Origin of the sequence: Caballeronia sp. LZ029, from assembly GCF_031451275.1 — a bacterium.
In the GTDB taxonomy this organism is placed as follows: Bacteria; Pseudomonadota; Gammaproteobacteria; order Burkholderiales; family Burkholderiaceae; genus Caballeronia; species Caballeronia jiangsuensis.
The window spans coordinates 16415-38409 of sequence record NZ_JARUXO010000002.1; the positions used below are offsets into that span (position 1 = coordinate 16415).

A 21995-nucleotide genomic window follows, 5' to 3' on the forward strand; every position below is an offset into this window, starting at 1 on the left:
CCTTCTTTAGTCAGCGAGCGTGCGCAACTCGGCGGCGAGGCGTTCGGCGGTCCACGTGGTGCCTTCCGGCGTACGGAAACCGTCCTTGTTCAAGCCCGCGACCACTTGCTCCAGTTCCAGCGCGCCCGCTTCGAAGACGCGTTCGAGCGCATCGCCGAAGTCGTTTTCGTATTGCGTGGGCTCGGCCTTGCGCGTTTGCCAGATGAAGTTCTCGGTCTGACCCGGCTTCTCGATCACGCCCTTGCCGGCGACGTTGTTCGGCTGCGGCGCGAGCCACGGCTTGAGATTCGGGTTGAAGTTCACGACTTTTTCCATGTCACGCCACCTTGATCTGGATTTCCTCGCCGGCGAGGCGCACCGAATACGTCTTCAGGTCGCGGCCGCCGGGCTCTTTCAGGCATTTGCCCGTGGGGATGTGAAACACCGCTTCGTGCAGCGGGCATTCGACGGTGTCGCCATCGACGAAACCCTGCGTCAACAGTGCATATGCGTGCGGGCAGACGTTCTCGAGCGCATACAGCTCGTCGCCCACTTTGTAGATACCGATCTCCGCGCCGTCATCGAGCTTGAATTCGATCGGTGCGTCTTCCGACAGATCGCCGGCATGTCCGGCGCAGCGCCATTGTTCAGACATCTTTCACCCTTTCCTCTGGTTCGTCCGTGTTCCACTAAAGGAACATCAGTTCGTGTATGGGCATTATAGGAGTGGTCTCAGCCTCAGAAAATAAAAAAATGAATCTCTAGGTGAAAACACTGAATCGAGCCCGTTTAAAAGATCGCCCGTGCATTTGCTCACAAGTAAGAACGCCCGTTCGACATTGATTCGTAAGCTCTTTTTCCCACGATCGACACGCATCGGACGTGCCTCAGGGTCTACCCGATGTCATCTCAAATTTATTGTTTTGGCGCTGGAAACCTCACTATACTTTCCATAGGCAGTACGTTGATCCATAGGTGGAACATAAAACGAGATCGACGGAATGCCTTCCGGACGGCGCGAATCGCGGCCAATCGGAGCTGGGATAAAGCGCAATAACGGCTACAAGCGGGAACGGGAGAGGGGGCACGGCCCGTCCTTGAACCACACGGTTAGGAGAACGAAGGGTGAAGCACATCATTGCAGCGGGGCTCATCGGAGCCGGGGTCGCTACGGGCGCGGCCGCGCAAAGCACAGTCACGCTTTACGGCAGCCTCGATGCCGGCATCGCATATATCAACAACGTCGGCGGCCATCCGAAATGGATGGAGGAGCAGGGCAACATGCAGCCGGACCGTTGGGGCTTTCGCATCGTCGAGGATCTGGGCGGCGGCCTGAAGACGGTTGCGCAACTGGAGAACGGCTTCTATACGAACACGGGCAACTTCGCGAAGGCGGGCACGCTCTGGAATCGCCAGGCGTATCTCGGGCTGAGTCAGGAAAACGTAGGTACGCTGACGCTCGGTCATCAGACGCCGTTCAGTTTCGACATGCTCGGGCCGCTCTCTACCGCCTATCTCGCGGCGAGCTGGTATGCGTTCCATCCGGGCAATATCGACCAACTCGCGGACACCGGCGTCGTGCCGTACGACAACTCGGTGAAATTCCGCTCGGCGAACTTTTATGGCTTTTCCGCAGGCGCGATGATGGGCCTCGGCAACACGACGAACTTCTCGACGGGCCGCAACTACGGCTTCGGCATCACGTATGCGAACGGTCCGTTCAGCGCGGCGGCCACGTATTCGAACGAGCACAACCGGACACCCGCGATTGCGACGACCGGTCTTACGACGTTCCAGGGTCAGCCTGCCGCGACGTATATGGCGGACAAGCAGGAAGTGATGGGCGCGGGCGCTTCATATGAAATCGGCAAGTTCGTCGTGCACGGTCTTTATACGCGCGTGAAGCTGCAATCGAATGGTCAGTCCGATACGTTTCAGTCGTACGATGCGGGTCTTACGTTCAAGCCTGTGGCCTGGAACTGGATTGCTGGCGGCGCGGCTACCACGACCTTCGCGGGCGGGCGGTGGACGCAGTTCGAAATCGGCGATATCTATATGTTGTCGAAATCGACGCAGCTTTATGTGAATGCGCTTTATGAGCACGCGACTGGTGGTGCTAAGGCGGCGTTCTTTACTGCGGGTGTTTCGAGTACGGCGAATCAGGTTATTGTGCTGGCGGGGATTCATCACTCGTTTTGATGGGGGCTTTTTCGGGGGATCTCGTTGGCGTGGAATCCCGTTATCGTGGTGGTCTATTAGCACTGCCCCTCCCCGGGGCGGGGGTCACTTTCTTTGCTGCTGCAAAGAAAGTAACCAAAGAAAGCAGCTTCTCACCGCCCGCGGTCACACGCAGGTTGGCCATGCTTGCCAGCCGCCAATGGCACTCGCCTAAGTGTCGCCCCCAAAGGCCCAATCGGGCTTGGCTCGCGCACGGTCTGACAAGCTAGTTGTTTTAGGGCGCTGGTTCAGCACCAAATAGCTTCGGCACAGCGCTACGCGCTGCCGTTGGGTATATGAGGGAAACCTTCGAGAAGAAGCGCGCGCACACCCGATTGACCCATCGGCCGCGAAGCGGGCTGGAGCTATTTGGTGCTGAACCAGTTTGTTGTGTGGTGCGATGTGTCAGACCGTGCGCGGTCCAAGCCCTTGTCTGCTTGCGGGGGCACTCGCTACAGCCGGGCCATTCAGCCAATCGTCTGTGCCGCGGCCGGTGTGAAGTGCTTAGGCTGGGGATAGCTGTTTCTTTGGTTACTTTCTTTGCAGCAGCAAAGAAAGTGACTGCCGCCCCGCACAGGGGCAGTGCTAATAGACCGCCACGAAAACGGGATCCGGCGAAAAAAAAACCTCAACCCAGCGCAGCAGTACGATCACCCGCCGAAGGCCGATAATTGAGCCGCATCGAAAGCTCAACCGCAGCACCACAGATCGTCTCGACGAGCCGAGACTTCTCATCATCCGCCCCGATATCCGACCGCGGCACGGTCGCCGCCACCGCCGCAACGATCCCTCCGGAATGATCCCGCACCGGCGCGGTGACCACCGATATCCCGCGTTCAAACGACGCTTCGCTCAATCCATAACCGAGCGCCACGCACTCCTGCACGCGTTCGAAGAGTTCATCGACGGTCGCGGGCGTACGCTCCGTGTACTTTTCCAGTTGAACCTCAGGATAGAGCGCCTTGAGCGCCGCGAGCGAAAGATCGCCCATCAGCACATGTCCATGCACCGTCGCATGAGCGGGCAGCCGCGTGCCGACATGCACCTTCACCGAACTGAACAGCGGCTCATGACTTTGCGCCTTCGCGACGAACACGACATCGCGCTGATCGCGGATCAGCAGATGCGTCGACAGACCGGTTGCATCGCGCAGACGCTCCAGAACCGGCGTGCCGAGATCGGTCAGTTCGAGCGAGTTCACGTATTCGAAGCCCAGCCGCAACACAGCGACGCCCAGCCTGAAATTGCGGTCGCCATTCACACGTTCGAGAAAGCCGAGCGATTCGAGCGTTTGCAGCAGACGAAACGTCGTCGTGCGCGGAATGCCGATGCGCCGCGACAACTCGGGCGCGCCCAGCACCGGCTCCCGCGCGGAGAATTCCGCCAGGATCCGCAAGCCGCGTTCGAGGCCCGGCACGAGATAGCTCGAACCGCCGCCGGACGATGCGTCATCGTCCGTGGTGTCGAGGGTTTGCGCCTGAGTGTCTTCCTGTTTGCTTCGTCGGGCCATGGTTGGCTTTAGTTGTCGTCGTGCAATGGCCAAATCATAGCGCGAGACGATCGGACCTCATCCGTCTGTGGCTTTTGCTGCTTGTTATGACATGTTATATTAATGCCCTGACGATACTTCTCCGAGGCAGATTCAATGAGCTTCGAAGCAACCCTCTGGCTCTTCTGCGCGGGCGTCGGTGCGAGCGCGTTGGGCGGCATGCTGGGCATGGCGAGCGGCCTGTTCATCGTGCCCATTCTCACGATGTTCTTCCATATTGACATGCACGCGGCCATCGGCACGAGCATCGTGTCCGTGATCGCGTGTTCATGTGGTGGCGCGGCGGCCTTTCTGCGCGGCGGCCTCACGAACGTGCGGCTCGCCCTCGTGCTCGAAACCGGCACCACGCTCGGCGCGCTGACGGGCGTGCTGCTTGCGGGCATCGTCCCCGTGGCGGCGCTGGATTTTCTGTTCGCGGGCGTGCTGGTCGTGTCGGCATGGCAGATGTTCATTCGCCGCGAAGATACGGCGGGCATGTCGAGGCCGATTCCGTCGCGAGGACTCGCAGCCGCGCTCGATCTCCATTCGAGCTATCCAGACACCACGCTGCGCCGCGATGTCGCGTATGAAGTGCGGCGCGTGCCCGCCGGTCTCTCGTTGATGGTCGCGGCGGGACTCGTGTCCGCGCTGCTCGGCATCGGCAGCGGCATCCTCAAGATTCCGGCGATGGACAACGCCCTGCGCCTGCCGATCAAGGTATCGACCGCGACATCGAACTTCATGATCGGCGTGACGGCCGCCGCGAGCGCGAGCGCCTATTTTCTGCGCGGCGAGATCGTCAGCGCCATTGCGGGACCAGTCGCGCTCGGCTCAGTGATCGGCGCGATCGTGGGCGCGCGCGTGCTGATGAAAATGCGCAGCGAACGTCTGCGCGTGCTGTTCCTGTCGATGCTGCTGCTCGTCGCGTGTCAGATGCTCATGCAGGGTCTCGGCATCGATCTTATGGAGTACATCGGTCGATGAAATGCGCCACGTCAGCTTCGATGGATCGTCTGCTCGCCCGCTTTCTCCAGTGCGGCACATGGGTCGCGTGCGCGCTGATCGGCGCGGGACTGCTCTTCGACACGAAGGCGTTGACCGCGGGCGTCGCGCTCTTCATTCTGCTGCCGGTGCTACGCGTCGTCGTGATGCTCGCCGTGTTCGCGCGGCATCGAAACTACCTCTATGTGACGATCGCCGCGACGGTGCTCGCCGTGATCGCGGCGGGCTGCGTGATCGGCTTGCGTCTCGGGCCGCTCGCGGGCTGACGCGCCCGCCACAAGCACACACGTAACGGTTATTCTCTCTGACGACCGCCGGCGAAGACGTCGCGCGCGAAGGCATTCGCCGGTTTCCTCAGGAGATATCGCACCATGTTCGATACGACCGATGTGCTGATTGCCGGCGCGGGCCCCGTCGGCCTGATGCTTGCCGCCGAACTGCGCCGCGATGGCGTGAAAGCGCGTGTGATCGATGCGCACGACGAGCGCGTCTTCTTCGTGAAGGCGCTCGGCGTCACGGCGCGCACGCTGGAAATTTTCGAGGATCTGGGCATCGCGCGCGACGCGATCGATGCCGGTGTATGGCTCACGGGCGCGGACACGTTTCAGGACGGCGCGCCCGCGTTCAGCGCCGAGGTTCCGCGCGCCGGCTTGCCGTATGGCGCGCTCTCGCTCGCGCAGTTCGAGACCGAGCGCATTCTGGAAGCGGCGCTCGCACGCAACGGCGGGCACGTCGAATACGGCGCGACGCTCGTCGATTTCAGCGATGCAGGCGATGCCATCGACGTGCGCATACAGGACGCATGCGGCAAGAACCGCACGATTCGGTGCCGCTGGCTCGTCGGCTGCGACGGCGCGCGCAGCACGGTGCGCCGGCAATCGAACATCGCCTACGAAGGCGATCAGTATCCGCAAACCTTCATGCTCGCCGATGTCGATGTCGAGTGGGGTTTGCCGCGCGGCCGCATGTATCGCTTCAACGTGTCGGGCGAGGGCGGGGCGGGCTCGACCACGCTCGCCGCGCTGCCGGTACGCGGCTCCGCGCGCCGCTATCGGCTCTCGATGGTCCTGCTCCCCGACGATGCCGCCCGCCACACGCTGAACTCCACGCCCGATTTCGCGGAGATCGAACGCATCATGCTGCCGATTCTGCCGAAGGGCACGCGGCTCTCGTCGATGCGCTGGTCGTCGGTGTATCGCGTGAGTCATCGGATCGCGCAGAACTATGCGCGTGGGCGCGTCTTTCTCGCGGGCGATGCCGCGCATATCCATCCGCCCGTCGGCGGGCAGGGCATGAACACCGGCTTGCAGGATGCGCACAATCTCGCGTGGAAGCTCACGCTCGCCGCGCGCGGCATCGCGAATCAGGCGCTGCTCGATAGCTACGAAGCGGAGCGGCGGCCGGTCGGGCTCGATGTCGTCGAATCGACGAGCCGCGCGTTGAACACGGTTCTCGCGCACGGCGAAATCAAGCCCGCGATGCGCGAGACGCAATTGCTCGTGGGTTATCGCGGCGGCAGTCCTATCGTCGCGGACGAATGCGCCGACATGGCCGCGGAGTTGCCCGCGCCCGGCGATCGCGCGCCGCAGGCCGGTGGTCTCGTGGAGGCTTTCATCGGCCATGCGCAGCGTTTGCACGATCATCTCGGGCGCGGACGTCACACGCTCGTCGCTTATATCGATGACGCCGACAGCGCGCGCATCGCCGCCTTCGATGCGGCCGTCGATGCATGGCGCACCGCGCTCGGCGCAGCGGCGAACGCCGTGTTGATCGTGTCGCCGAAGGTGGCGAACGCGGCGTCGTTCGAGCCTGCGCGCGAGGCGTATCGAACGCTCTGCGACAACGCGGGCGAGTTCGCCGATGCGTTCGGTGCGAAGCACGGCATGGTGTGGGCCATACGGCCGGATGGGCATATCGGCTTTCGAAGTGCGTCATGCTCATCCGACACGCTGATCGCATGGCTCGATCGCGTGCTCGGCCGCGACCTCACGCGTTAGCGCTGTACGACGATCACATGCGCCTGAATCCTGCCATCGACGGCGCCTGATCCGAAGCGCGTCGCGATGGCTTTCGCACATGCCGACGTCGCTTCATCCAGACTCGCGCCGCCGCGCGCTTCGATCTCGTTGCGCAAGGGCGTGCCCTGGCAATAGGCGATAGCGGCCACTTCCGCCGATGACGCGCGGCTGCGTTGCGCGAGCGTATCGAAGCGCGGCTTCTTATCGAAGCCCGCCGCTGCGAGATCGCGCGCGATCACGTCCCGATCGAAATAGCCGTGCGGCGTGCGTTTCATGAAAAGCGGCGGATCGGCGGGAAAGACGCGGGCGAGCGCATCGGTTACGGTGTCCGCAAACTCGTTCTCTTCGATGCGGTCCCACACGTTGAACAGGAGCGCGCCACCGGGCCGCAGCACGCGACGCGCTTGCGCGAACGCCGCTGTCTTGTCGGGAAAGAACATCGCGCCGAACTGGCAGACGACGATATCGAAGCTCGCATCGTCGAAAGGCAGTTGCAAAGCATTGGCCTGCTGCCACGTCACCGATCCGCCGGTATCCAACGTTGCGGCGCGATCGAGCATCGCCTGATTGAGATCCGTCGCGACGATATCGACATGGGCGGGAAACGCGTGCGCCATCGCGCGCGTGACGGCGCCGGTGCCCGCAGCCGTCTCCAGTACGCGCGATGGTTCGAGCGCCGCCGCGCGTTGCGCGATATCGGCCGCATAGGATGCGAAGAGCATCGGCACGAGATAGCGGTCGTAAAGCTCAGGAATCCGGCCGGCGAAATTGGCGTCGTGCCGTGGCGTGTTCGTGTCCATGCCGCCTCCCGCGTTCGATTATTCGTCTGATCCCGCAAGTCTTTTCACTCTACGCCGCTTTATCGCGCTCGAAGAGATGTCTACATTGAACGCTGTCAAGACGGTTGTGCAACGGGCACAACCGGTCAGTCCCGGCATTAAATAATCTCTTCAAGGATTCGATCATGAGCAAACTCGCAGGCAAGGTGGCGGTCGTCACGGGCGCGTCGAAAGGTATCGGAGCGGCGATTGCAAAGGCGCTCGCCGCGGAAGGCGCGTCGGTCGTCGTCAACTATGCGAGCAGCAAGGCGGGCGCGGATGCGGTCGTCGCGGACATCACCGCATCGAAGGGCAAGGCGATCGCAGTTGGCGGCGATGTCTCGAAGGCCGCGGATGCGCAAGGCATCGTGAATGCAGCGGTCGAAACATATGGACGGCTCGATATTCTCGTGAACAACTCGGGCGTGTATGAGTTCGCGGCACTCGAAGAGATCACCGAAGAGCACTTTCATAAGCAGTTCAATATCAACGTGCTAGGCACGCTGCTGACCACGCAGGCCGCCGCGAAGCATTTCGGCGAAGGTGCGAGCATCATCAACATCAGTTCGGTCGTGACCCGCATCACGCCGGCGACGAGCGCGGTGTATAGCGGCACGAAGGGCGCCGTCGATGCGATCACCGGCGCGCTCGCACGCGAACTCGGCCCGAGAAAGATCCGCGTGAACTCGATCAATCCGGGCGTCGTGGTGACCGAAGGCACGCACAGCGCGGGCATCATCGGTTCCGAGTTCGATGCGGCCGCGCTCGCGCAAACGCCGCTCGGACGTCTCGGCCAGCCGGACGATATCGCATCGATCGCCGTGTTCCTCGCCTCCGACGATGCGCGCTGGATGACCGGCGAAAGCCTCATCGCGAGCGGCGGCATGCGTTGATGCGAATCGCGCCGCGTTGAGTGTCGTGCAAGATGGTCTTGCAGATACTTCGCGGCGGCGCGGCTTTTCGCCGTGTCATCATGGGGCAACCTGTCATTGCGCACTTGCCCCATGATCGATCGTCACGCTCATCCCGATGCTTTAGTCGTCGATGCAACCATCCGTTCGCGCCGCGCGATCCGGCGCTTCACGCCTGATCCGGTTTCGCGCCGCGTAGTCGAAGAAATACTCGATGTCGCGCGATCCGCGCCGAGCAATTCGAACACGCAGCCGTGGCGCGTCTATGTGCTGACGGGCGAACGCAAGGCCGCGATGAGCGAAGCATTGCGGCGCGCCCATGCCGACAATGGACATCCGCCATTGCGGCATATGCCCGATGCGTTGCCGCACGATATGCGGTCGCGTCAGGAGGCGTTCGGCATGCGCTATTACGGTGCGCTCGGCGTACCGAAGTCCGATCTTCAGGAGCGTGCGCGCGTCACAGCGAAGAACTTCGATTTCTTCGGCGCGCCGGTCGGACTGATCTTCGCGATCGATTCCACGCTCACGAAATATAGCTGGCTCGATTACGGCATCTTCATTCAAACGGTGATGCTGGCTGCGCGCGCTGTCGGCCTCGCGACTTGCGCGCAGGTGTCGTTCGCGCGCTTTCAGGACGTCATCGCGGATCAGCTCGACTTTCCTTCCGATCATGAAGTCGTCTGCGGCATGAGCCTCGGATTCTCCGATGAAGCATCGCCCGTCAATCGCATCGATATGACGCGCGAGCCCGTGCGGAATTTCTCGACCTTTCTCGGCTTCGATTGACTGTATCGACGGGCGTCTTCGAATTTGTATCTGGCTACGCGGCCAGACGCGCGAGAAACTGCATCGACCTCTTTAACCGGAGCACGTCCGATGCCTCACACGCCGCAACTCTTCGCATTCGCCCTCGTCGCGCTCGGCATGGCGCTTACGCCGGGACCGAACATGGTCTATCTGATTTCCCGCTCGATCTGCCAGGGCCGCACGGCGGGGCTCATTTCGCTCGGCGGCGTCGCGCTCGGCTTCGTGTTCTACATGCTGTGCGCGGCGTTCGGCATCACCGCGCTCTTGATCGCGATCCCGTTCGCCTACGACGCGTTGCGCTTCGGCGGCGCGCTTTATCTGCTCTATCTCGCGTGGCAGGCGGTCAAGCCGGGCGGGCGTTCGCCGTTTCAGGTGCGCGATTTGCCCGTCGACAGCCCGCGCAAGCTCTTCACGATGGGTTTCGTCACGAACCTGCTCAATCCGAAGATCGCCGTGCTGTATCTCTCGCTGCTGCCGCAGTTCATCGATCCGGCGCACGGCGGCGTGCTCGGCCAGTCGCTCGCTCTTGGCGTCGTGCAGATCATGCTGAGCATCAGCGTCAATTCGATCGTCGCGATGACCGCCGGATCGATCGCGGTTTTCCTGGCGCGCAGGCCCGCATGGCTTCTGGTTCAACGCTGGCTGATGGGCACCGTGCTCGCGGGTCTCGCCGTGAGAATGGCGACCGAAGCGCGCCGCTGATCCATCCGCGAAAATCTCGGGCTGAAATGTATTCGATTTCAGCGATAGCTATCCCGTCGCTTTTTCTGGTTTTCCCTAATCGTCGGCTGATTGCGTCACTGGACAATCTGACTCACAGCCTTGCGGCGGCGCGCACCGCCGGAAAAGAGCGAAGACAGCTATCAAATGAGAGAGAGGGTGCCATGCATCAATCCAGCCTCGCGTATCGCGGTTTCGTCATTACGCCGATGGCCGCGGTCGACGGTGGTCTATATGCCGCGATGACGATCGTCTGCGATGGCGACGGAATTCAGCGCGCGAGCGGCGTCCTGGGCCATTTCGCTTGCGCCGAAGACGCTCGCGCATTCGCGTTGAGCGCCGGAAAGAAGGACATCGATCAGCGGCTGCACACGCCGCTCGCCGCCTGACCTAGATGATCGGCTTGCCGCCCGTCACGGCGATGGTCGCACCGGACATATAGCTCGCCTCGTCCGATGCGAGCATCACGTAAGCGGCGGCGAGTTCCACGGGCTGGCCGGGGCGCTTCATGGGCGTCTGCGTTCGGATTTCGGAATTTAGTTAGGATGAGCAACGAAAATGGCGTTGACGCGTTTCAGCGGCAACGGCATCGCTCATGGGCTCAAGCTTATGCGCCGGGTATTTTCGCGCAAGCAAACCGTGGTCCAAACGAAAGCCTTACGACGTTTGTTCAGTCTAATCAGCGTAATCGAATCGATTGGTATTTTTATCGATGAGCCGTCGGCGCTTGAATATGCCGAGGCGGACGATATGATGTGCTAACGTATTAGTGACATGCATGACGATTGCATGTTCGCGTCATCTACAAAACTCCGATCCTTCTTCGCGCGCTTCTGTTCGATCGAAGCGCGAAGACCCCTTGTGGCATTCGGTGGGCACCATGCCCGGGCCATCGCGTAACTTGCGCATCGGCCATCGGGGTGCTCCTTTATCTCTTTTATCGAAGCGCGGCTGCGTTCGTCATTCCGGACGCGGCTTGCACCCGTTCGCGATGATGTCGCCGCGCGAGGCGGGTGTTTCACTGCCGGCAATGAACCGGCCGCTCGATATCGTTTTCAACATTCCGAGTTGTCATGACAAGAAACATTTATATCTCCTCCATTGCACGCCTCTTCAGGTCGCGTCGAACTGCTTCGCCGGGACAACTATCGACGTTGCTGAGTTTAACGGTCGTTTTCATACTGGCGGCATGCGGAGGCGGTAGCGGCGACGGCGGTGGCGGCGCGACCACAACGGGTGGTTCGCAGTCGAGTCCTTCGGCTGCATCGAGTCCGGCGGAGAGCGGCGCATCGGCGCCTTCGGCGGCATCGAGCCCTGCGCCGGCGAGCGGCGAAACCAGCACCGCGCTGTCCGTGATCGCGCCTTCGGGCAGCGTGTTCTATGGCATGAATGGCCATGTCAACGCGGCGGGTCCGTACATGACATCGACGCCCGAACAGCAACTCGCGCAACTGAAGGATCTCGGTGTCACGCTGTATCGCAGCGATGTCTCCAACGTGGCCGGAGCGCAAAAACTGGCGGGCGTCGCGCAGATGATGGCGCAATCCGGCGTGACGGTTTATCCGGTGATCCTGCAGCAGCTAGACTTTCCCGACGAGAACTCGGCCTATCAGGCGAGCTATACGCTTGCTCAACAGATCGTCAATGTGCAGCACTATGCTTATTACGAAGTGACCAACGAGCTTGCGCCGGAGTGTCTCGTCGGCTGGGTCGACGGCGTGAACAGCACCGACTACAAGAACGATTGCTTCCAGATTGCACGTGGCGTCATACGCGGCTTGATCGCGGGCATCAAGTCGGTGGATCCCGCCGGGAAGATCGTGATCGGCGGCAATACGTGGATGCATCTGGGCCTGGACGTGATGCTGGCGAACGGCATGCAGCCCGACGGCACGAGCGGGCATCCGGTCGTCACGTGGGACATCACCGCGTGGCACTGGTACTCGGAGCAGGGCGACATTACCCACGCATGCGGAACGCTTTGCTACAACGTGATCGGCACGTTGCAATCGTTCGGCAAGCCGATCTGGATCAATGAAGTAGGCATGCGGCCGAGCTTTCCCGGCACGGCCGATCAGGCGGCGACGTTCATGGCCAACAACATGATGGGCGCGCTGCTCGCCATCGCGCCGCAATACAACATTCAGTCGCTTCAGGTCTATGAGCTCTACGACGATCCGCCGACAGGACAAGGCCCCTACGGCATCATGTTGAACGATGGCGTAACGAAGAAGCCGACTTATACGGCGGTCAAAAACTTCATCGCAACGAATCCGCGATAAAGCTATAGGTCGATGACCAGGCTCGACGCTTGCTGACGCATTTAAGGATTTAGTGGATACGGTGCTAATGCGATACGTATAAAGAGCAATTGGCTGTCCGCTTTTTTTGACATATAAATGAGTTACTTCTCACTCATATTCGGGAGTAAAGATGCTGATCCGCTGTGTAGCATGCAACAAGCTCATTTACTCGGACGATGCTCTCGAAGAAGATACCTGTCCCGCATGCGGCTCCACGAACACCGAGCATATCGCGATGGGCTTTATCTTCGATCAGACCGTCACGACGCCGGATCGGCCGGGCGGCGCGACACAACAACGCGACGCGCCGGACACGATCCGCGGCAAGGCTTGATTGCATCTTGGATGTGCGCCTCGATCCCCTCTCGTTGAGCGCATCATTGCCCGCCTGAACAGGCGGGTTTTTCTTTCCGGGCGTCCAAACGAACGCAGCAAGCGAATGCGTAGTTATTGCGACATCACGACTTGCGCAATAACCCCCGACGCGACCGCGACCAGCAGATAATCCGCGCCTACGCCGACCCATTGATACCCGCGCGGCGGCTGATGCAAGCCGTGGCCGTGCCAGTCGTCGACGACGTACTGATGATTCCGGTAATCGGACGAGAGGCGTTCGCCCTTGCGCCAGTCCGGATGACGCGGCTCGTCGTTCGCATGTTCGGGCGGACGTGGCGCATTGTGATCGTACCCGTTGTGACCGTTCATATCGGGTCCGTGACCGGGCGCGCCGGGTCCTCCGGGTCCGCGATTCATGTCGCGATAGCCGTCCGGGCCGTTCGGTGCGGGCTGCGCGAATACGGCACCCGTTGTCAGTCCGATGGTCGCGCAAAGCAGCGCGGCGACGATTCGATTCTTCTTCATGTTCTTCCTCTTGAAAGTTGCGAAGGGATGATCTCGATGCCGGGACTTTACGCAATGAACTGGAAGAATGACGTGAGCATGTGTAAGCAACGCTTACCTTTGATTACGCGCGAATGCGCATTTAATACTTAATGCTATTGAAAGAAAGCACCGATTAGCTGCGCGGAATGCGGATTGCTATGTCATCGGCACGGCATACCGGAGACCCACGCGTCGGATGACATCGACTTCGAACAACGTCCACGCGCCTGAGAAAGCGCTCTCGGGCCTCATGCTCGGCGCGCTTGGCGTCGTGTTCGGCGACATCGGCACGAGCCCGATCTATGCGCTGAGGCAAGGCGTGAGCGACGCAGGCGTCGTTGATGCATCGATCGTGATGGGCATTCTGTCGATGATCGTGTGGGCGGTTGTCATCGTGGTGATGGGCAAGTACGTGTGCTATGTGATGCGCGCGGACAATGAAGGCGAAGGCGGCATCGTCGCATTGACGGCGCTCGCGCGTTCAGGCTACGAACAGCAAGGGCGGCGCGTGCCGCATCTTCTGCTGATGGCGGGCCTGTTCGGCGCAGCGATGTTCTACGGCGATTCGATGATCACGCCCGCGGTTTCGGTGCTGTCCGCGGTCGAGGGATTGAGTCAGGTGAGCGCCAGGTTCGAGCCGTTTATCGTGCCGATCGCGGTAGCGATCCTCATCGCGCTCTTTCTGTTTCAATCGCGCGGCACGGCGGTCGTCGGCAAGTCGTTCGGGCCGGTCATGCTGCTCTGGTTCGTTTATCTTGCGGCGGTAGGCGTGTATCGGATCGTGCAGCATCCGGACGTGCTGCGTGCGCTTTCGCCAGCGTATGCGTGGTCGCTCGTGCTCGCGCACTCCGCGCTCGCATTCACGATTCTCGGCGCCGTGATTCTCGCGTTGACGGGCGCCGAAGCGCTCTATGCCGACATCGGTCACTTCGGCAGGCGTGCGATACGGCTTGCGTGGATGATCGTCGTGTTTCCGGCCATCGTCATCGGTTACTTCGGGCAAGCCGCGACGATTCTGTATCAGCCAGGCGCGGCCAAACAACCCTTCTTCTTCGCCGCGCCTTCGTGGGCGCTGGTGCCGACCGTGCTGATAGCATTGCTCGCCACGGTGATCGCATCGCAAGCCGTCATTTCAGGGGCTTTTTCGATGACGAGTCAGGCAATCGAACTCGGCTTCCTGCCAAGGCTTCGCGTGATCGAAACGTCCGCATCGCAGCGCGGGCAAGTGTATGTGCCTGCGGTGAACGCAGTCTTGTTTATCGCGGTGATGTTCCTCGTGATCGCGTTTCGCAGTTCGGACCGGTTGACGTCGGCATATGGCATCGCCGTCGGCCTCACGATGCTGATCACCACCGTGCAGATGGTGAGCGTCACGCGCAACATATGGCGCTGGCCGTGGCTCGCGGTCGCCGCGCTCAGCGTTCCGCTCATCGCAATCGATGCGCTGCTCGTCGCGGCCAACATCCACAAGATTCCGCAAGGCGGCTGGTTTCCGGTCGCGATCGGCATCGTGCTGTTCGCGCTGATGGCGACATGGCATCGCGGGCTCCAGCTCGCGCATTTACATGCATCGCACGCGCCGCCGCTCGCGGAATTCCTGCGCGATGTGCTGAGCAAGCCCGAGCCGCCCGCACGTGTGCCGGGCACCGCCATTTATCCGGGCAGCATGCCGGGCGCTACGCCTTCCGCCCTCACGAGCAATGTGCGCCATAACCGCGTGCTGCACGAGACGACGGTGATCTTCGCGAACCGCGCCGAATCGGCGCCGCGTGTGGACGAGCACACGCGCATCGAAGTGCGCGATCTGGGCGCGGGCTGCTATGAAGTGATCTCGCGTCATGGTTTCGTGGAGCGGCCGAATCTGCCGCGCCTGCTGTCATCGCTCGACGGACAACTCGGCGACTGGCGCTTCGATCCGAAACACACGACGTTCTTCCTGCCACGCGACGAAGCGACGCCCGGCTGCTCGCACGGGCAGATGCCGCGCTGGCGCGAACGCCTCTTCGGCGAGATGGCGTTCCATTCGGCAACGAGCGCGGAATATTACGGACTTCGAAGTGAAGATGTCGTCGAACTCGGCGTTCAGGTCGTCTTGTAACGCGCGTGATTCATGCAATCACTGCGCGGTGCCGGCGGGCAGCATGTCCGCCTTGGCATTTGCGTGATTCTTTGCCGCTTCCAACGCCGCATCGGCTGTGTCCAGCGGACGATCGCGCATTTCGGTGTAGCCGTCTGCATCGACGGTGTAAGACCATGTGCACTGTCCCGTCGGATCCTGATCGATGGTGATCTCGACATGGTGCCCGTTGCGAACGTAAGTCTCGGTAGACATGATGTGACCTTCATTGAGTGGAATCCGCGTCGCGTCCGCTTGGTGCGAGGTCACGGCTTACGGGAGTCGGGCGGAACGGGATTCTTGTCCTGAGACGATGGCAACTCGTTTTCCGACGCCTCGTGCATGTGCTTTTCGCGTTCGTCGAGCTGGCGCTGCGTCGTATCTTCAGAGCGCGTCGGCGTGGAATCGTCGCGGCCCACGGGTTCGTCCATGTCATCGGCGGTGGCGTGCGGCACAGGCTTGCCTGGCTCCATGATGGCCTCCGGAAATCGTGAGATGGCGCGCCGATGCGCGCCTTCTGCCGGTGCAGCAAATGCCGGACCCGCACGGCGATTTGCCGCACGTCACGAGGCACAGATCATTCGAGTCCCTCGTGCTCGAATGCGAGCTTTACGGCCGGCCGCTCGCGCATGCGCTTGTAAAACGCCTGAAGTTCGGCGGGCATATCGACGCTCATCTTTCGCGCCCACGTCAGCATCGTGAATAGATAGGCATCCGCGACGCTCACCTTGTCGCCGAACAGATAATCGCCACGCATCGTCTTCGCGATGAGCGCGAAACGCTGGCCGATTTTCTCGCGCGCGGCCGCGGCTTCGGCATCCGAAGACGGGCGGAATACGCGGCCGAACTGCTTGTGGATCTCGGTCGAAATGAACGCGAGCATTTCCACCAGACGCAGACTTCCGTCGTCGCCGGAAGGCGTTAGCGATGGCGCCTTTTGCGCGACCCAATAGAGAATGGCGATGTTCTCGGTGAGCCGCTTGCCATCGTCGAATTCGACGACGGGAACGTAACTCTTCGGATTGATTTCGTTGAACGGCGTGCCGTCCTCGGTGGTCTTGGTCTTGAGATCGACTTTCACGCGATCGAAGTTCAGGCCTGCTTCATGCATCGCAATGTGATCGGCGAGACTGCATGCGCCGGGTGCGTAATACAGTTTCATGATGCGCGTCTCCTTTCCATGATGGCTGTGCGGGAACCCTATTCGGCGAGCAAGGCTCATGCCGCAAATAGGTGAACGGCACTAAAGTTTTGCCGCGTGCGTGCCGTTGACCCGAAAGTGCCGTTTCCGCAGCGCCCGGAGGCGAAAGGTAAGATACGGCCGTTTTGTCGCGATGCGCGGTCGGCCATCGATGACGGTCGATGTCCCGGCCACCGCACGTGGCGGGCTTTTCCATGTTCCACACACCTGACACTGAAACACTACGCCTTTGCAGCGTGCTCGCGAGCACGGCGTTCGGGCTCGTCTTCGCGCTGGTGCGCTTCGGCCGCAAGATCGAGCCGCAGTTCGTGCACTGGTCGGCGAGCGCGTTCCTCTACGCGGCCGTGCTGACCGGTTTCGAGCCGGCGCGCGGCAATCCGGTCCTGATCGGCCTGCTGCTCGGCGCGCTCGCGGCCACCAACATGTTGATCGTTTCGGGCTTGCGCGCGTTCGACGGCAAGCCCCCGTTCCGTTCGTGGATGCTCGCGCCGATTCTGGGTTGTGCGGTGGCGCATGTGCTGCCGGGATGGATCGGCGGCCCTGGTCCGGCAGCGGCGATGTTGACGCACGCGGGCGACACGATCGGTGTCGCGATCTCGGCCGCGATTACCGGCATCATCCTCTGGTCGAGCGGGCGGCGCGAGAGGAGCCGCGCGCGGCGCATTGCCGGTTTCGCGATGCTGGGCTATCTGCCCGGTTATGCCGTGACGCTCGCAGCTTATGCATGGTCGGGCACGCACATCAACTACCTCGCGCTGATTCCGATGCTCTCGGACCAGTTGCTATTGGGCGTGCTCAATCTCGGTCTGCTGGCGATTCCCGCCGAACGAGCGCAACGCCGTTTGCGCGATGCTGCGCTGCGCGACCCGCTCACGGGTGTCTGGAATCGCGCCGGATTCGAGCTTTACGCGCAGCGCCTCGCCGCGCCGGGCGCGGCCGTGCTCGCCATCGACCTCGATCATTTCAAGCAGATCAACGACCGGCACGGTCACCTCGCGGGCGACAACGTGCTGATCGAACTCGCGCGGCTCGCGGGTGCGGAAGTCGCGTCGCTGGGCGGCGAGTTCGGGCGGCTCGGCGGCGACGAGTTCGTCGCGATCGTTCCGGCGTCGCGCGCATCGGATGCGCAGGCCTGCGCGAACCAGATTCACGCTGCGTGCCGCAAATACACCGAAGGCATGCCGGAATGGACCACGAGCATCGGCGTATCGCAGATCGGTGCGCACGATGCGAGTTTCCACGAAGCACTGCAACGCGCGGACGTCGCGCTGTATCGTGCGAAGCTCGCGGGCCGCAACACGCTGACGGTCTGATCAAGGTAGAGTCGTCGGTATCGATATAACCCGGAGACGCGGATGAACGGCAAACGCATCGCAACGGCGTTGCTGCTGCTGCTGACGTGGACGGTCTGTGCGAACGCGCAGGAACGCCCCCTCTCCGATGAGCAAATGCTCGGCGTGATTTTCGTCGCGAATCAGGCGGAGATCGCCACGGCCAATCTGGCCTTGCGCAAGACGCGCTCCTATAGCCTGCAGGTCTTCGCGAAGCGGATCGTGTCGGAACACGCGCAAGTCAATCAGGAGATCGCCACGTTGATGCAGCGATACGGCACGCAGCCGCAACGCAGCGCGACGAGCGAAGCATTGACGAAGCAAAGCAGCGACGATATAGCCGATCTCGACCAGACCAGCATTTACGATTTCGACGAAGCGTATCTGGATCGCGAAGTCGCTTATTTACAGAAGCTGGTCAATACCGTCGATGGCTATATTCGAACGGCGCGCAGCGCGGAGGTGCGGACCTTGCTGATCCGCTCGCGACCGTCGTTCATCTTTCATCTCGATCAGGCTCAACGGCTGCAAATCACGATCGGCAGTCCCGGTCTGATACGCTGACGCCGCTGTCGTCGAGCGAGGCATAAACAAAACGCAAAAGCACGGAGATATGCATGAATCCATCGGAACGAATCGACGAGTTGATTGCCGGCATCACGGACTGGCGCGGCGAGACATTCGCCAATGTGCGCAAGATCATTCTCGCGGCGGATAGCGGGATCGTCGAGGAGTGGAAATACATGGGTAGCCCGGTGTGGTATCGCGACGGCATGATCGCGGTGGCTAACGCGCATAAGGGAAAGGTGAAGCTCACCTTCGCCAACGGCGCGAGCCTTGCCGATCCCGAAAAGCTCTTCAACGCGGGTCTCGAAGGCAACGCGCGGCGCGCGATCGATTTTTTCGAAGGCGACAAGATCGACGCGCGTGCGCTGAAGAATCTCGTGCGCGCGGCGATCGAGTTCAATCAGTCGAAATCGAAGAAGAAAGCGGCTGGCTAGGGCACACGTGCCCACGCACCGATGAAGGCCGGCGGCTGTATGACGCCATCGAGCGCGACGATTTCATCGCGCAGACGTGCGGCCAGCGTATCGATGCCGACCGCATCCGCGCTTGCAACGCCGAAGCGCTCGGCAAGCGGCAACAGCGTGCGCAACACCTCGGCCAGATACTGATACGCGAACGAGTCGGGGCCGCCTTCGATGCGCGCCGATAGCAGCATCTGCGGGCCGGGCAGGCCGGCGCGGCGAAACGTCGAAAAGAGCTTCGATCCCATGTCGGTCTCGACGCCCGCCCGCTTGAAAGTCTCCCTGATCCAGCGCGTGCCCTGCGCGCATAGCGGTGACTCGGGCACCGAACGCGCGGTGCTCATGTCCATCTCGTGAAAGACGAAGAGCGTGCCCGCGCCCGCACGGTCGGCGAGACGGCGCAGGGTCGCGGCGGGATCGGGCAGATGTAGCAGGATGAGACGGCCGATGATGGCGTCGAAGGGTTCCGCGAGCTCGAAATCCGCCACGCTCGCAACGTCGAAGCGCACGTTGCCGAGGCCCGCTTGCCGCGCTCGTTCGCGCGCCTTGTCGATCACGCCGGGCGCCTGATCGATGCCGGAGACCGACCCGTCCGGTCCCACGAGCGATGCGGCCAGAAACGAGACATCGCCCGTGCCGCAGCCCAGATCGAGCACGCGCATACCGGACGCGAGCCCTGCGCGGCGCAGGATCTCTTCAGTCAGATCGCCGATGAAGCGCGCCTGATTCTCGAGGCGCTGCACTTCCGGATCGGAATGACCGAGCACGTAGCCGCCGGTGGAACTAAGGGAAGGATGCATGGCTGTGACCTCGCTTGTGCGTGCCCCTTTCATGTTAGTAGCTGCGCGACAAAAGCCACTTCCCGCCCCAAATATTTCAGATAACTTTCGATGAAAAAGAGCGCCGGCCCCGCGCTTATCGCGGACGAAGCTATCCGTATCGGGATTTCTTCGTTCGCGTGTGAGTAAGCGGCGAGTACATTTATCGTTCGCCGCTCTCCCACGATATCCCGCATGACGACATTTTCATTGCAGCGTTTATTCGCCGTGTTCGCGTCGATGGCGTTGCTCGCGTTGCCGATTCATCGCGCGCACGCCGAAGGGAAGGTGACGATCGTCGATCAATACGGCATCGGCTCGTTGCTGCTGAAAGTGGCGAAGGATCAGAAGCTCATCGAGAAAGCGGGCGCGCGCGAGGGACTTGCCATCGACGTGCAATGGAGCACGCTATCGGGCGGCGCGGCCGTGAACGAGGCGTTGCTATCGGGCGCGGCGGATATCGCGACCATCGGCATCGGGCCTTTGATGACGATCTGGGATCGCACGCGCGGGCGTCAGGACTTTCGCGCGATGGCGGCGCAAAGTGCGGTGCCGGTGTATCTCGTGACGAACGATCCGCGCATTCGCAGCATCCGGGATATCGGCGAGAAGGATCGGATCGCGGTGGTGTCCGTCGCCGTGTCGCAACAGGGACGTCTTCTGCAGATGGCATCGGCCAGAGCTTTCGGCGACGCCGACTATGCGCGTCTGGATCGCTTCGAAGTCAGCATGCCGCACGCCGATGCGACGACCGCGATGTTATCGGGCAACGCTGTCGTCAACCTGCATTTCTCGAATGCGCCGTATCAGTATCAGGAACTCGAAGACCCGAAGATTCACAAGGTGACCAGTTCCACCGACATTCTCGGCGGTCCATCGACGGGGAGCGTCGTCGTGACTTCCGGCGCATGGCGCAAGGACAATCCGAAGACTTATGCCGCCGTGCGCGCCGCGCTCGACGATGCTGCGAAGCTCGTCAGCAAGGACAAGGCGCAAGCGGCGGCCATCTATATACGTCAGGACGGGTCGAAGCTTTCACCGGCGTTCGTCGAACGCATTTTGAGCGACAAGGAAGCAAGCTTCGCGACGACGCCGCAAAACACGCTGCAACTCGGTGCGTTCCTGCATAAAGTCGGCGTGATTCGTCATGAACCGAAGTCGTGGCGCGATTACTTTTTCGCCGATGACGCGAACGCGCAAGGCAGTTGAGCGCATCGTCCATTTATCCCATATATAAAGGAATCCGAAATGAATGCCGCTGCCATCCAGAAAGAAGCAGAATTGACCGTCAGTCCGCTTTCGGCGCATATCGGCGCGGAGATCGGCGGCGTCGATCTTACGCGTGCGATGTCTCCCGGACAGGTCGAAGCGATCCGCGCAGCGCTTCTCATATGGCGCGTGATCTTCTTTCGCGAACAGTTTCTGAGTCACGAGCAGCACATCGCGTTTTCGGCCCAATTCGGCGAGCTCACGGTGGGACATCCGGTGTTTGGACATGTCGAGGGCCATCCCGAGATTTACTCGATCTCGAAGTTTCGCAAGGCGACGCGCTTCGAAGGGCCTTCGCTGCTGCGTCCCTGGACCGGCTGGCACACGGACGTCACGGCGGCGGTGAATCCGCCGTTCGCATCGATCCTGCGTGGCGTGACGATCCCGCCTTATGGCGGCGATACGCAATGGACCAATCTCGTGATCGCGTATGAGAAGCTCTCCGCGCCGCTGCGTGCATTCGTCGATGGCTTGCGTGGCGTGCATCGCTTCGCGCCGCCGCAAGGCGCGAGCGGCACCGATGCGTTCACGAAGGCCGTGACGGAGCACACGCTCGTGAGCGAACATCCGCTCGTGCGCGTGCATCCCGAAACCGGGGAACGCGCGCTGTATGTGAGTCCGGGTTTCCTCAAGCACATCGCGGGACTGGCGCCGCGTGAAAGCCAGGTGTTGCTCGAACTCCTGTGGGAGCATGTGACGCGGCCGGAATTCACGGTGCGCTTCAAGTGGGAACCGGGCAGCATTGCGTTCTGGGACAATCGCGCGACGGCACATCTCGCGCCCACGGATATCTTCGATCTCGACTTCGATCGCCAGTTGTATCGCACGACGCTCGTCGGCGATGTGCCGGTCGGGCCGGATGGGAAGAGGTCGCTGGCGATCGAGGGGTCGCCGGTGGGCGCCGCGGCTGCGGTGGCGTTGAATTGACGGTTCTTCATCAGGGAAGAAGAAATGGTTTTCTTTTGATGCCCGGCACGGGCGTCTCCGGTATATTCCTCGCTACTTCGCGCATGAGACTCGCGAAATACCGGTAGAGAACGAAAG

Annotated in this window: 26 protein-coding genes and 1 pseudogene; 17 read left to right on the top strand and 10 right to left on the bottom strand. The window is 61.6% G+C overall.

What is annotated here, in order from left to right:
• Window positions 1-6: 6 nt before the first annotated feature.
• Both QCE73_RS15025 and QCE73_RS15030 read right to left on the bottom strand, forming a co-directional pair.
• Window positions 7-315, bottom strand: a complete 309-nt coding sequence (locus QCE73_RS15025; RefSeq protein ID WP_238295522.1) for a recombinase-like helix-turn-helix domain-containing protein — start codon at window positions 313-315, stop codon at window positions 7-9.
• 1 nt (window position 316) lies between these two features.
• Window positions 317-634, bottom strand: coding sequence for a non-heme iron oxygenase ferredoxin subunit (locus tag QCE73_RS15030; RefSeq protein WP_035500201.1), 318 nt, complete (start codon window positions 632-634; stop codon window positions 317-319).
• Window positions 635-1104: 470 nt separating this feature from the next.
• On the opposite strand from QCE73_RS15030, the gene QCE73_RS15035 reads away from it, so the two are divergent.
• Entirely contained in the window at window positions 1105-2178 is a 1074-nt protein-coding gene (locus QCE73_RS15035) for a porin (protein WP_035500200.1), read from the top strand.
• Window positions 2179-2824: 646 nt separating this feature from the next.
• On the opposite strand, the gene QCE73_RS15040 is transcribed toward QCE73_RS15035, so the two are convergent.
• Entirely contained in the window at window positions 2825-3706 is an 882-nt protein-coding gene (locus QCE73_RS15040) for an IclR family transcriptional regulator (RefSeq protein ID WP_309882056.1), read from the bottom strand.
• Between the two features lie 135 nt (window positions 3707-3841).
• Here QCE73_RS15040 and QCE73_RS15045 point away from each other — a divergent pair, with 135 nt between their 5' ends.
• The 3 genes from QCE73_RS15045 (at window position 3842) to QCE73_RS15055 (ending at window position 6723) form a co-directional block, all read left to right on the top strand.
• Window positions 3842-4708 (top strand): sulfite exporter TauE/SafE family protein, encoded by an 867-nt coding sequence (locus QCE73_RS15045; protein WP_309882058.1) that lies wholly within the window; start codon window positions 3842-3844, stop codon window positions 4706-4708.
• Window positions 4705-4992 carry a DUF1634 domain-containing protein gene (locus QCE73_RS15050; RefSeq protein WP_309882060.1) on the top strand — a complete coding sequence of 96 codons (288 nt, stop codon included), beginning with the start codon at window positions 4705-4707 and terminating at the stop codon, window positions 4990-4992. The genes QCE73_RS15045 and QCE73_RS15050 overlap by 4 nt, the downstream gene beginning before the upstream one ends.
• A gap of 105 nt (window positions 4993-5097) precedes the next feature.
• Window positions 5098-6723: an FAD-dependent monooxygenase gene (locus QCE73_RS15055; protein ID WP_309882062.1), complete on the top strand. Its 1626-nt coding sequence runs from the start codon at window positions 5098-5100 to the stop codon at window positions 6721-6723.
• Here the strand turns inward: QCE73_RS15055 and QCE73_RS15060 are convergent.
• Window positions 6720-7544, bottom strand: coding sequence for a class I SAM-dependent methyltransferase (locus QCE73_RS15060; RefSeq protein ID WP_309882063.1), 825 nt, complete (start codon window positions 7542-7544; stop codon window positions 6720-6722). The genes QCE73_RS15055 and QCE73_RS15060 overlap by 4 nt on opposite strands.
• 164 nt (window positions 7545-7708) lie before the next feature.
• Here QCE73_RS15060 and QCE73_RS15065 point away from each other — a divergent pair, with 164 nt between their 5' ends.
• The 4 genes from QCE73_RS15065 to QCE73_RS15080 all read left to right on the top strand — a co-directional run bounded on the left by QCE73_RS15065 (window position 7709) and on the right by QCE73_RS15080 (window position 10392).
• Window positions 7709-8455 (top strand): glucose 1-dehydrogenase, encoded by a 747-nt coding sequence (locus QCE73_RS15065; RefSeq protein ID WP_035500195.1) that lies wholly within the window; start codon window positions 7709-7711, stop codon window positions 8453-8455.
• 111 nt (window positions 8456-8566) lie between these two features.
• Window positions 8567-9262 (top strand): nitroreductase, encoded by a 696-nt coding sequence (locus QCE73_RS15070; RefSeq protein WP_309882064.1) that lies wholly within the window; start codon window positions 8567-8569, stop codon window positions 9260-9262.
• 90 nt (window positions 9263-9352) lie between these two features.
• Window positions 9353-9985: a LysE family translocator gene (locus QCE73_RS15075; RefSeq protein ID WP_309882066.1), complete on the top strand. Its 633-nt coding sequence runs from the start codon at window positions 9353-9355 to the stop codon at window positions 9983-9985.
• A 26-nt stretch (window positions 9986-10011) separates the two neighbouring features.
• The gene (locus QCE73_RS15080; RefSeq protein ID WP_309882067.1) at window positions 10012-10392 is read left to right on the top strand and encodes a hypothetical protein; all 381 of its coding nucleotides are present in this window, start codon (window positions 10012-10014) and stop codon (window positions 10390-10392) included.
• A gap of 1 nt (window position 10393) precedes the next feature.
• On the opposite strand, the pseudogene QCE73_RS15085 reads toward QCE73_RS15080, so the two are convergent.
• Window positions 10394-10525 (bottom strand): annotated as a pseudogene (locus QCE73_RS15085) (SDR family oxidoreductase); the annotation flags it as partial.
• A 36-nt stretch (window positions 10526-10561) separates the two neighbouring features.
• Between QCE73_RS15085 and QCE73_RS15090 the strand changes: the two are divergent.
• The 3 genes from QCE73_RS15090 to QCE73_RS15100 all read left to right on the top strand — a co-directional run bounded on the left by QCE73_RS15090 (window position 10562) and on the right by QCE73_RS15100 (window position 12640).
• The gene (locus QCE73_RS15090) at window positions 10562-10765 is read left to right on the top strand and encodes a hypothetical protein (RefSeq protein ID WP_309882069.1); all 204 of its coding nucleotides are present in this window, start codon (window positions 10562-10564) and stop codon (window positions 10763-10765) included.
• 311 nt (window positions 10766-11076) lie between these two features.
• The gene (locus QCE73_RS15095; protein ID WP_309882071.1) at window positions 11077-12285 is read left to right on the top strand and encodes a hypothetical protein; all 1209 of its coding nucleotides are present in this window, start codon (window positions 11077-11079) and stop codon (window positions 12283-12285) included.
• A gap of 151 nt (window positions 12286-12436) precedes the next feature.
• Window positions 12437-12640 carry a hypothetical protein gene (locus QCE73_RS15100; RefSeq protein ID WP_035500185.1) on the top strand — a complete coding sequence of 68 codons (204 nt, stop codon included), beginning with the start codon at window positions 12437-12439 and terminating at the stop codon, window positions 12638-12640.
• 113 nt (window positions 12641-12753) lie between these two features.
• Here the strand turns inward: QCE73_RS15100 and QCE73_RS15105 are convergent, their stop codons facing one another.
• Entirely contained in the window at window positions 12754-13167 is a 414-nt protein-coding gene (locus tag QCE73_RS15105) for an RcnB family protein (protein ID WP_309882073.1), read from the bottom strand.
• 217 nt (window positions 13168-13384) lie between these two features.
• Between QCE73_RS15105 and QCE73_RS15110 the strand changes: the two genes are divergently transcribed.
• Window positions 13385-15286, top strand: a complete 1902-nt coding sequence (locus tag QCE73_RS15110; protein WP_309882074.1) for a KUP/HAK/KT family potassium transporter — start codon at window positions 13385-13387, stop codon at window positions 15284-15286.
• 18 nt (window positions 15287-15304) lie between these two features.
• Here the strand turns inward: QCE73_RS15110 and QCE73_RS15115 are convergent, their stop codons facing one another.
• The 3 genes from QCE73_RS15115 to QCE73_RS15125 form a co-directional block, all read right to left on the bottom strand.
• Window positions 15305-15520: a hypothetical protein gene (locus QCE73_RS15115; protein ID WP_309882076.1), complete on the bottom strand. Its 216-nt coding sequence runs from the start codon at window positions 15518-15520 to the stop codon at window positions 15305-15307.
• Between the two features lie 50 nt (window positions 15521-15570).
• On the bottom strand, window positions 15571-15777 hold the full coding sequence (locus QCE73_RS15120) for a hypothetical protein (RefSeq protein WP_309882078.1): 207 nt from the start codon (window positions 15775-15777) through the stop codon (window positions 15571-15573).
• A gap of 104 nt (window positions 15778-15881) precedes the next feature.
• The gene (locus tag QCE73_RS15125; RefSeq protein ID WP_309882079.1) at window positions 15882-16466 is read right to left on the bottom strand and encodes a glutathione binding-like protein; all 585 of its coding nucleotides are present in this window, start codon (window positions 16464-16466) and stop codon (window positions 15882-15884) included.
• Window positions 16467-16699: 233 nt separating this feature from the next.
• Between QCE73_RS15125 and QCE73_RS15130 the strand changes: the two genes are divergently transcribed.
• Genes QCE73_RS15130 through QCE73_RS15140 form a run of 3 tightly spaced genes read left to right on the top strand, consistent with a single transcriptional unit; the run spans window position 16700 to window position 18837 of the window.
• On the top strand, window positions 16700-17818 hold the full coding sequence (locus QCE73_RS15130; protein ID WP_309882080.1) for a GGDEF domain-containing protein: 1119 nt from the start codon (window positions 16700-16702) through the stop codon (window positions 17816-17818).
• A 42-nt stretch (window positions 17819-17860) separates the two neighbouring features.
• Window positions 17861-18400 carry a DUF4142 domain-containing protein gene (locus QCE73_RS15135; protein ID WP_309882081.1) on the top strand — a complete coding sequence of 180 codons (540 nt, stop codon included), beginning with the start codon at window positions 17861-17863 and terminating at the stop codon, window positions 18398-18400.
• A 53-nt stretch (window positions 18401-18453) separates the two neighbouring features.
• On the top strand, window positions 18454-18837 hold the full coding sequence (locus tag QCE73_RS15140) for a DUF1801 domain-containing protein (protein ID WP_309882083.1): 384 nt from the start codon (window positions 18454-18456) through the stop codon (window positions 18835-18837).
• Here QCE73_RS15140 and QCE73_RS15145 read toward each other — a convergent pair.
• On the bottom strand, window positions 18834-19664 hold the full coding sequence (locus QCE73_RS15145) for a methyltransferase domain-containing protein (RefSeq protein WP_309882085.1): 831 nt from the start codon (window positions 19662-19664) through the stop codon (window positions 18834-18836). The two genes, QCE73_RS15140 and QCE73_RS15145, sit on opposite strands and share 4 nt — an antisense overlap.
• Window positions 19665-19877: 213 nt before the next feature.
• Between QCE73_RS15145 and QCE73_RS15150 the strand changes: the two genes are divergently transcribed.
• Together QCE73_RS15150 and QCE73_RS15155 are read left to right on the top strand one after the other, a co-directional pair.
• On the top strand, window positions 19878-20891 hold the full coding sequence (locus QCE73_RS15150) for an ABC transporter substrate-binding protein (protein WP_309882087.1): 1014 nt from the start codon (window positions 19878-19880) through the stop codon (window positions 20889-20891).
• A 39-nt stretch (window positions 20892-20930) separates the two neighbouring features.
• Window positions 20931-21878: a TauD/TfdA family dioxygenase gene (locus QCE73_RS15155; protein WP_309882088.1), complete on the top strand. Its 948-nt coding sequence runs from the start codon at window positions 20931-20933 to the stop codon at window positions 21876-21878.
• The last annotated feature ends 117 nt before the right edge of the window (window positions 21879-21995 follow it).

Excerpts from the sequence above, each read along its gene's own strand:
- QCE73_RS15025 (WP_238295522.1), bottom strand. The coding sequence starts at position 315 with ATGGAAAAAGTCGTGAACTTCAACCCGAATCTCAAGCCGTGGCTCGCG.
- QCE73_RS15030 (WP_035500201.1), bottom strand. The coding sequence starts at position 634 with ATGTCTGAACAATGGCGCTGCGCCGGACATGCCGGCGATCTGTCGGAA.
- QCE73_RS15040 (WP_309882056.1), bottom strand. The coding sequence starts at position 3,706 with ATGGCCCGACGAAGCAAACAGGAAGACACTCAGGCGCAAACCCTCGAC.
- QCE73_RS15045 (WP_309882058.1), top strand. The coding sequence starts at position 3,842 with ATGAGCTTCGAAGCAACCCTCTGGCTCTTCTGCGCGGGCGTCGGTGCG.
- QCE73_RS15050 (WP_309882060.1), top strand. The coding sequence starts at position 4,705 with ATGAAATGCGCCACGTCAGCTTCGATGGATCGTCTGCTCGCCCGCTTT.
- QCE73_RS15055 (WP_309882062.1), top strand. The coding sequence starts at position 5,098 with ATGTTCGATACGACCGATGTGCTGATTGCCGGCGCGGGCCCCGTCGGC.
- QCE73_RS15060 (WP_309882063.1), bottom strand. The coding sequence starts at position 7,544 with ATGGACACGAACACGCCACGGCACGACGCCAATTTCGCCGGCCGGATT.
- QCE73_RS15065 (WP_035500195.1), top strand. The coding sequence starts at position 7,709 with ATGAGCAAACTCGCAGGCAAGGTGGCGGTCGTCACGGGCGCGTCGAAA.
- QCE73_RS15070 (WP_309882064.1), top strand. The coding sequence starts at position 8,567 with ATGATCGATCGTCACGCTCATCCCGATGCTTTAGTCGTCGATGCAACC.
- QCE73_RS15075 (WP_309882066.1), top strand. The coding sequence starts at position 9,353 with ATGCCTCACACGCCGCAACTCTTCGCATTCGCCCTCGTCGCGCTCGGC.
- QCE73_RS15080 (WP_309882067.1), top strand. The coding sequence starts at position 10,012 with ATGTATTCGATTTCAGCGATAGCTATCCCGTCGCTTTTTCTGGTTTTC.
- QCE73_RS15090 (WP_309882069.1), top strand. The coding sequence starts at position 10,562 with ATGGCGTTGACGCGTTTCAGCGGCAACGGCATCGCTCATGGGCTCAAG.
- QCE73_RS15095 (WP_309882071.1), top strand. The coding sequence starts at position 11,077 with ATGACAAGAAACATTTATATCTCCTCCATTGCACGCCTCTTCAGGTCG.
- QCE73_RS15100 (WP_035500185.1), top strand. The coding sequence starts at position 12,437 with ATGCTGATCCGCTGTGTAGCATGCAACAAGCTCATTTACTCGGACGAT.
- QCE73_RS15105 (WP_309882073.1), bottom strand. The coding sequence starts at position 13,167 with ATGAAGAAGAATCGAATCGTCGCCGCGCTGCTTTGCGCGACCATCGGA.
- QCE73_RS15110 (WP_309882074.1), top strand. The coding sequence starts at position 13,385 with ATGACATCGACTTCGAACAACGTCCACGCGCCTGAGAAAGCGCTCTCG.
- QCE73_RS15115 (WP_309882076.1), bottom strand. The coding sequence starts at position 15,520 with ATGTCTACCGAGACTTACGTTCGCAACGGGCACCATGTCGAGATCACC.
- QCE73_RS15120 (WP_309882078.1), bottom strand. The coding sequence starts at position 15,777 with ATGGAGCCAGGCAAGCCTGTGCCGCACGCCACCGCCGATGACATGGAC.
- QCE73_RS15125 (WP_309882079.1), bottom strand. The coding sequence starts at position 16,466 with ATGAAACTGTATTACGCACCCGGCGCATGCAGTCTCGCCGATCACATT.
- QCE73_RS15130 (WP_309882080.1), top strand. The coding sequence starts at position 16,700 with ATGTTCCACACACCTGACACTGAAACACTACGCCTTTGCAGCGTGCTC.
- QCE73_RS15135 (WP_309882081.1), top strand. The coding sequence starts at position 17,861 with ATGAACGGCAAACGCATCGCAACGGCGTTGCTGCTGCTGCTGACGTGG.
- QCE73_RS15140 (WP_309882083.1), top strand. The coding sequence starts at position 18,454 with ATGAATCCATCGGAACGAATCGACGAGTTGATTGCCGGCATCACGGAC.
- QCE73_RS15145 (WP_309882085.1), bottom strand. The coding sequence starts at position 19,664 with ATGCATCCTTCCCTTAGTTCCACCGGCGGCTACGTGCTCGGTCATTCC.
- QCE73_RS15150 (WP_309882087.1), top strand. The coding sequence starts at position 19,878 with ATGACGACATTTTCATTGCAGCGTTTATTCGCCGTGTTCGCGTCGATG.
- QCE73_RS15155 (WP_309882088.1), top strand. The coding sequence starts at position 20,931 with ATGAATGCCGCTGCCATCCAGAAAGAAGCAGAATTGACCGTCAGTCCG.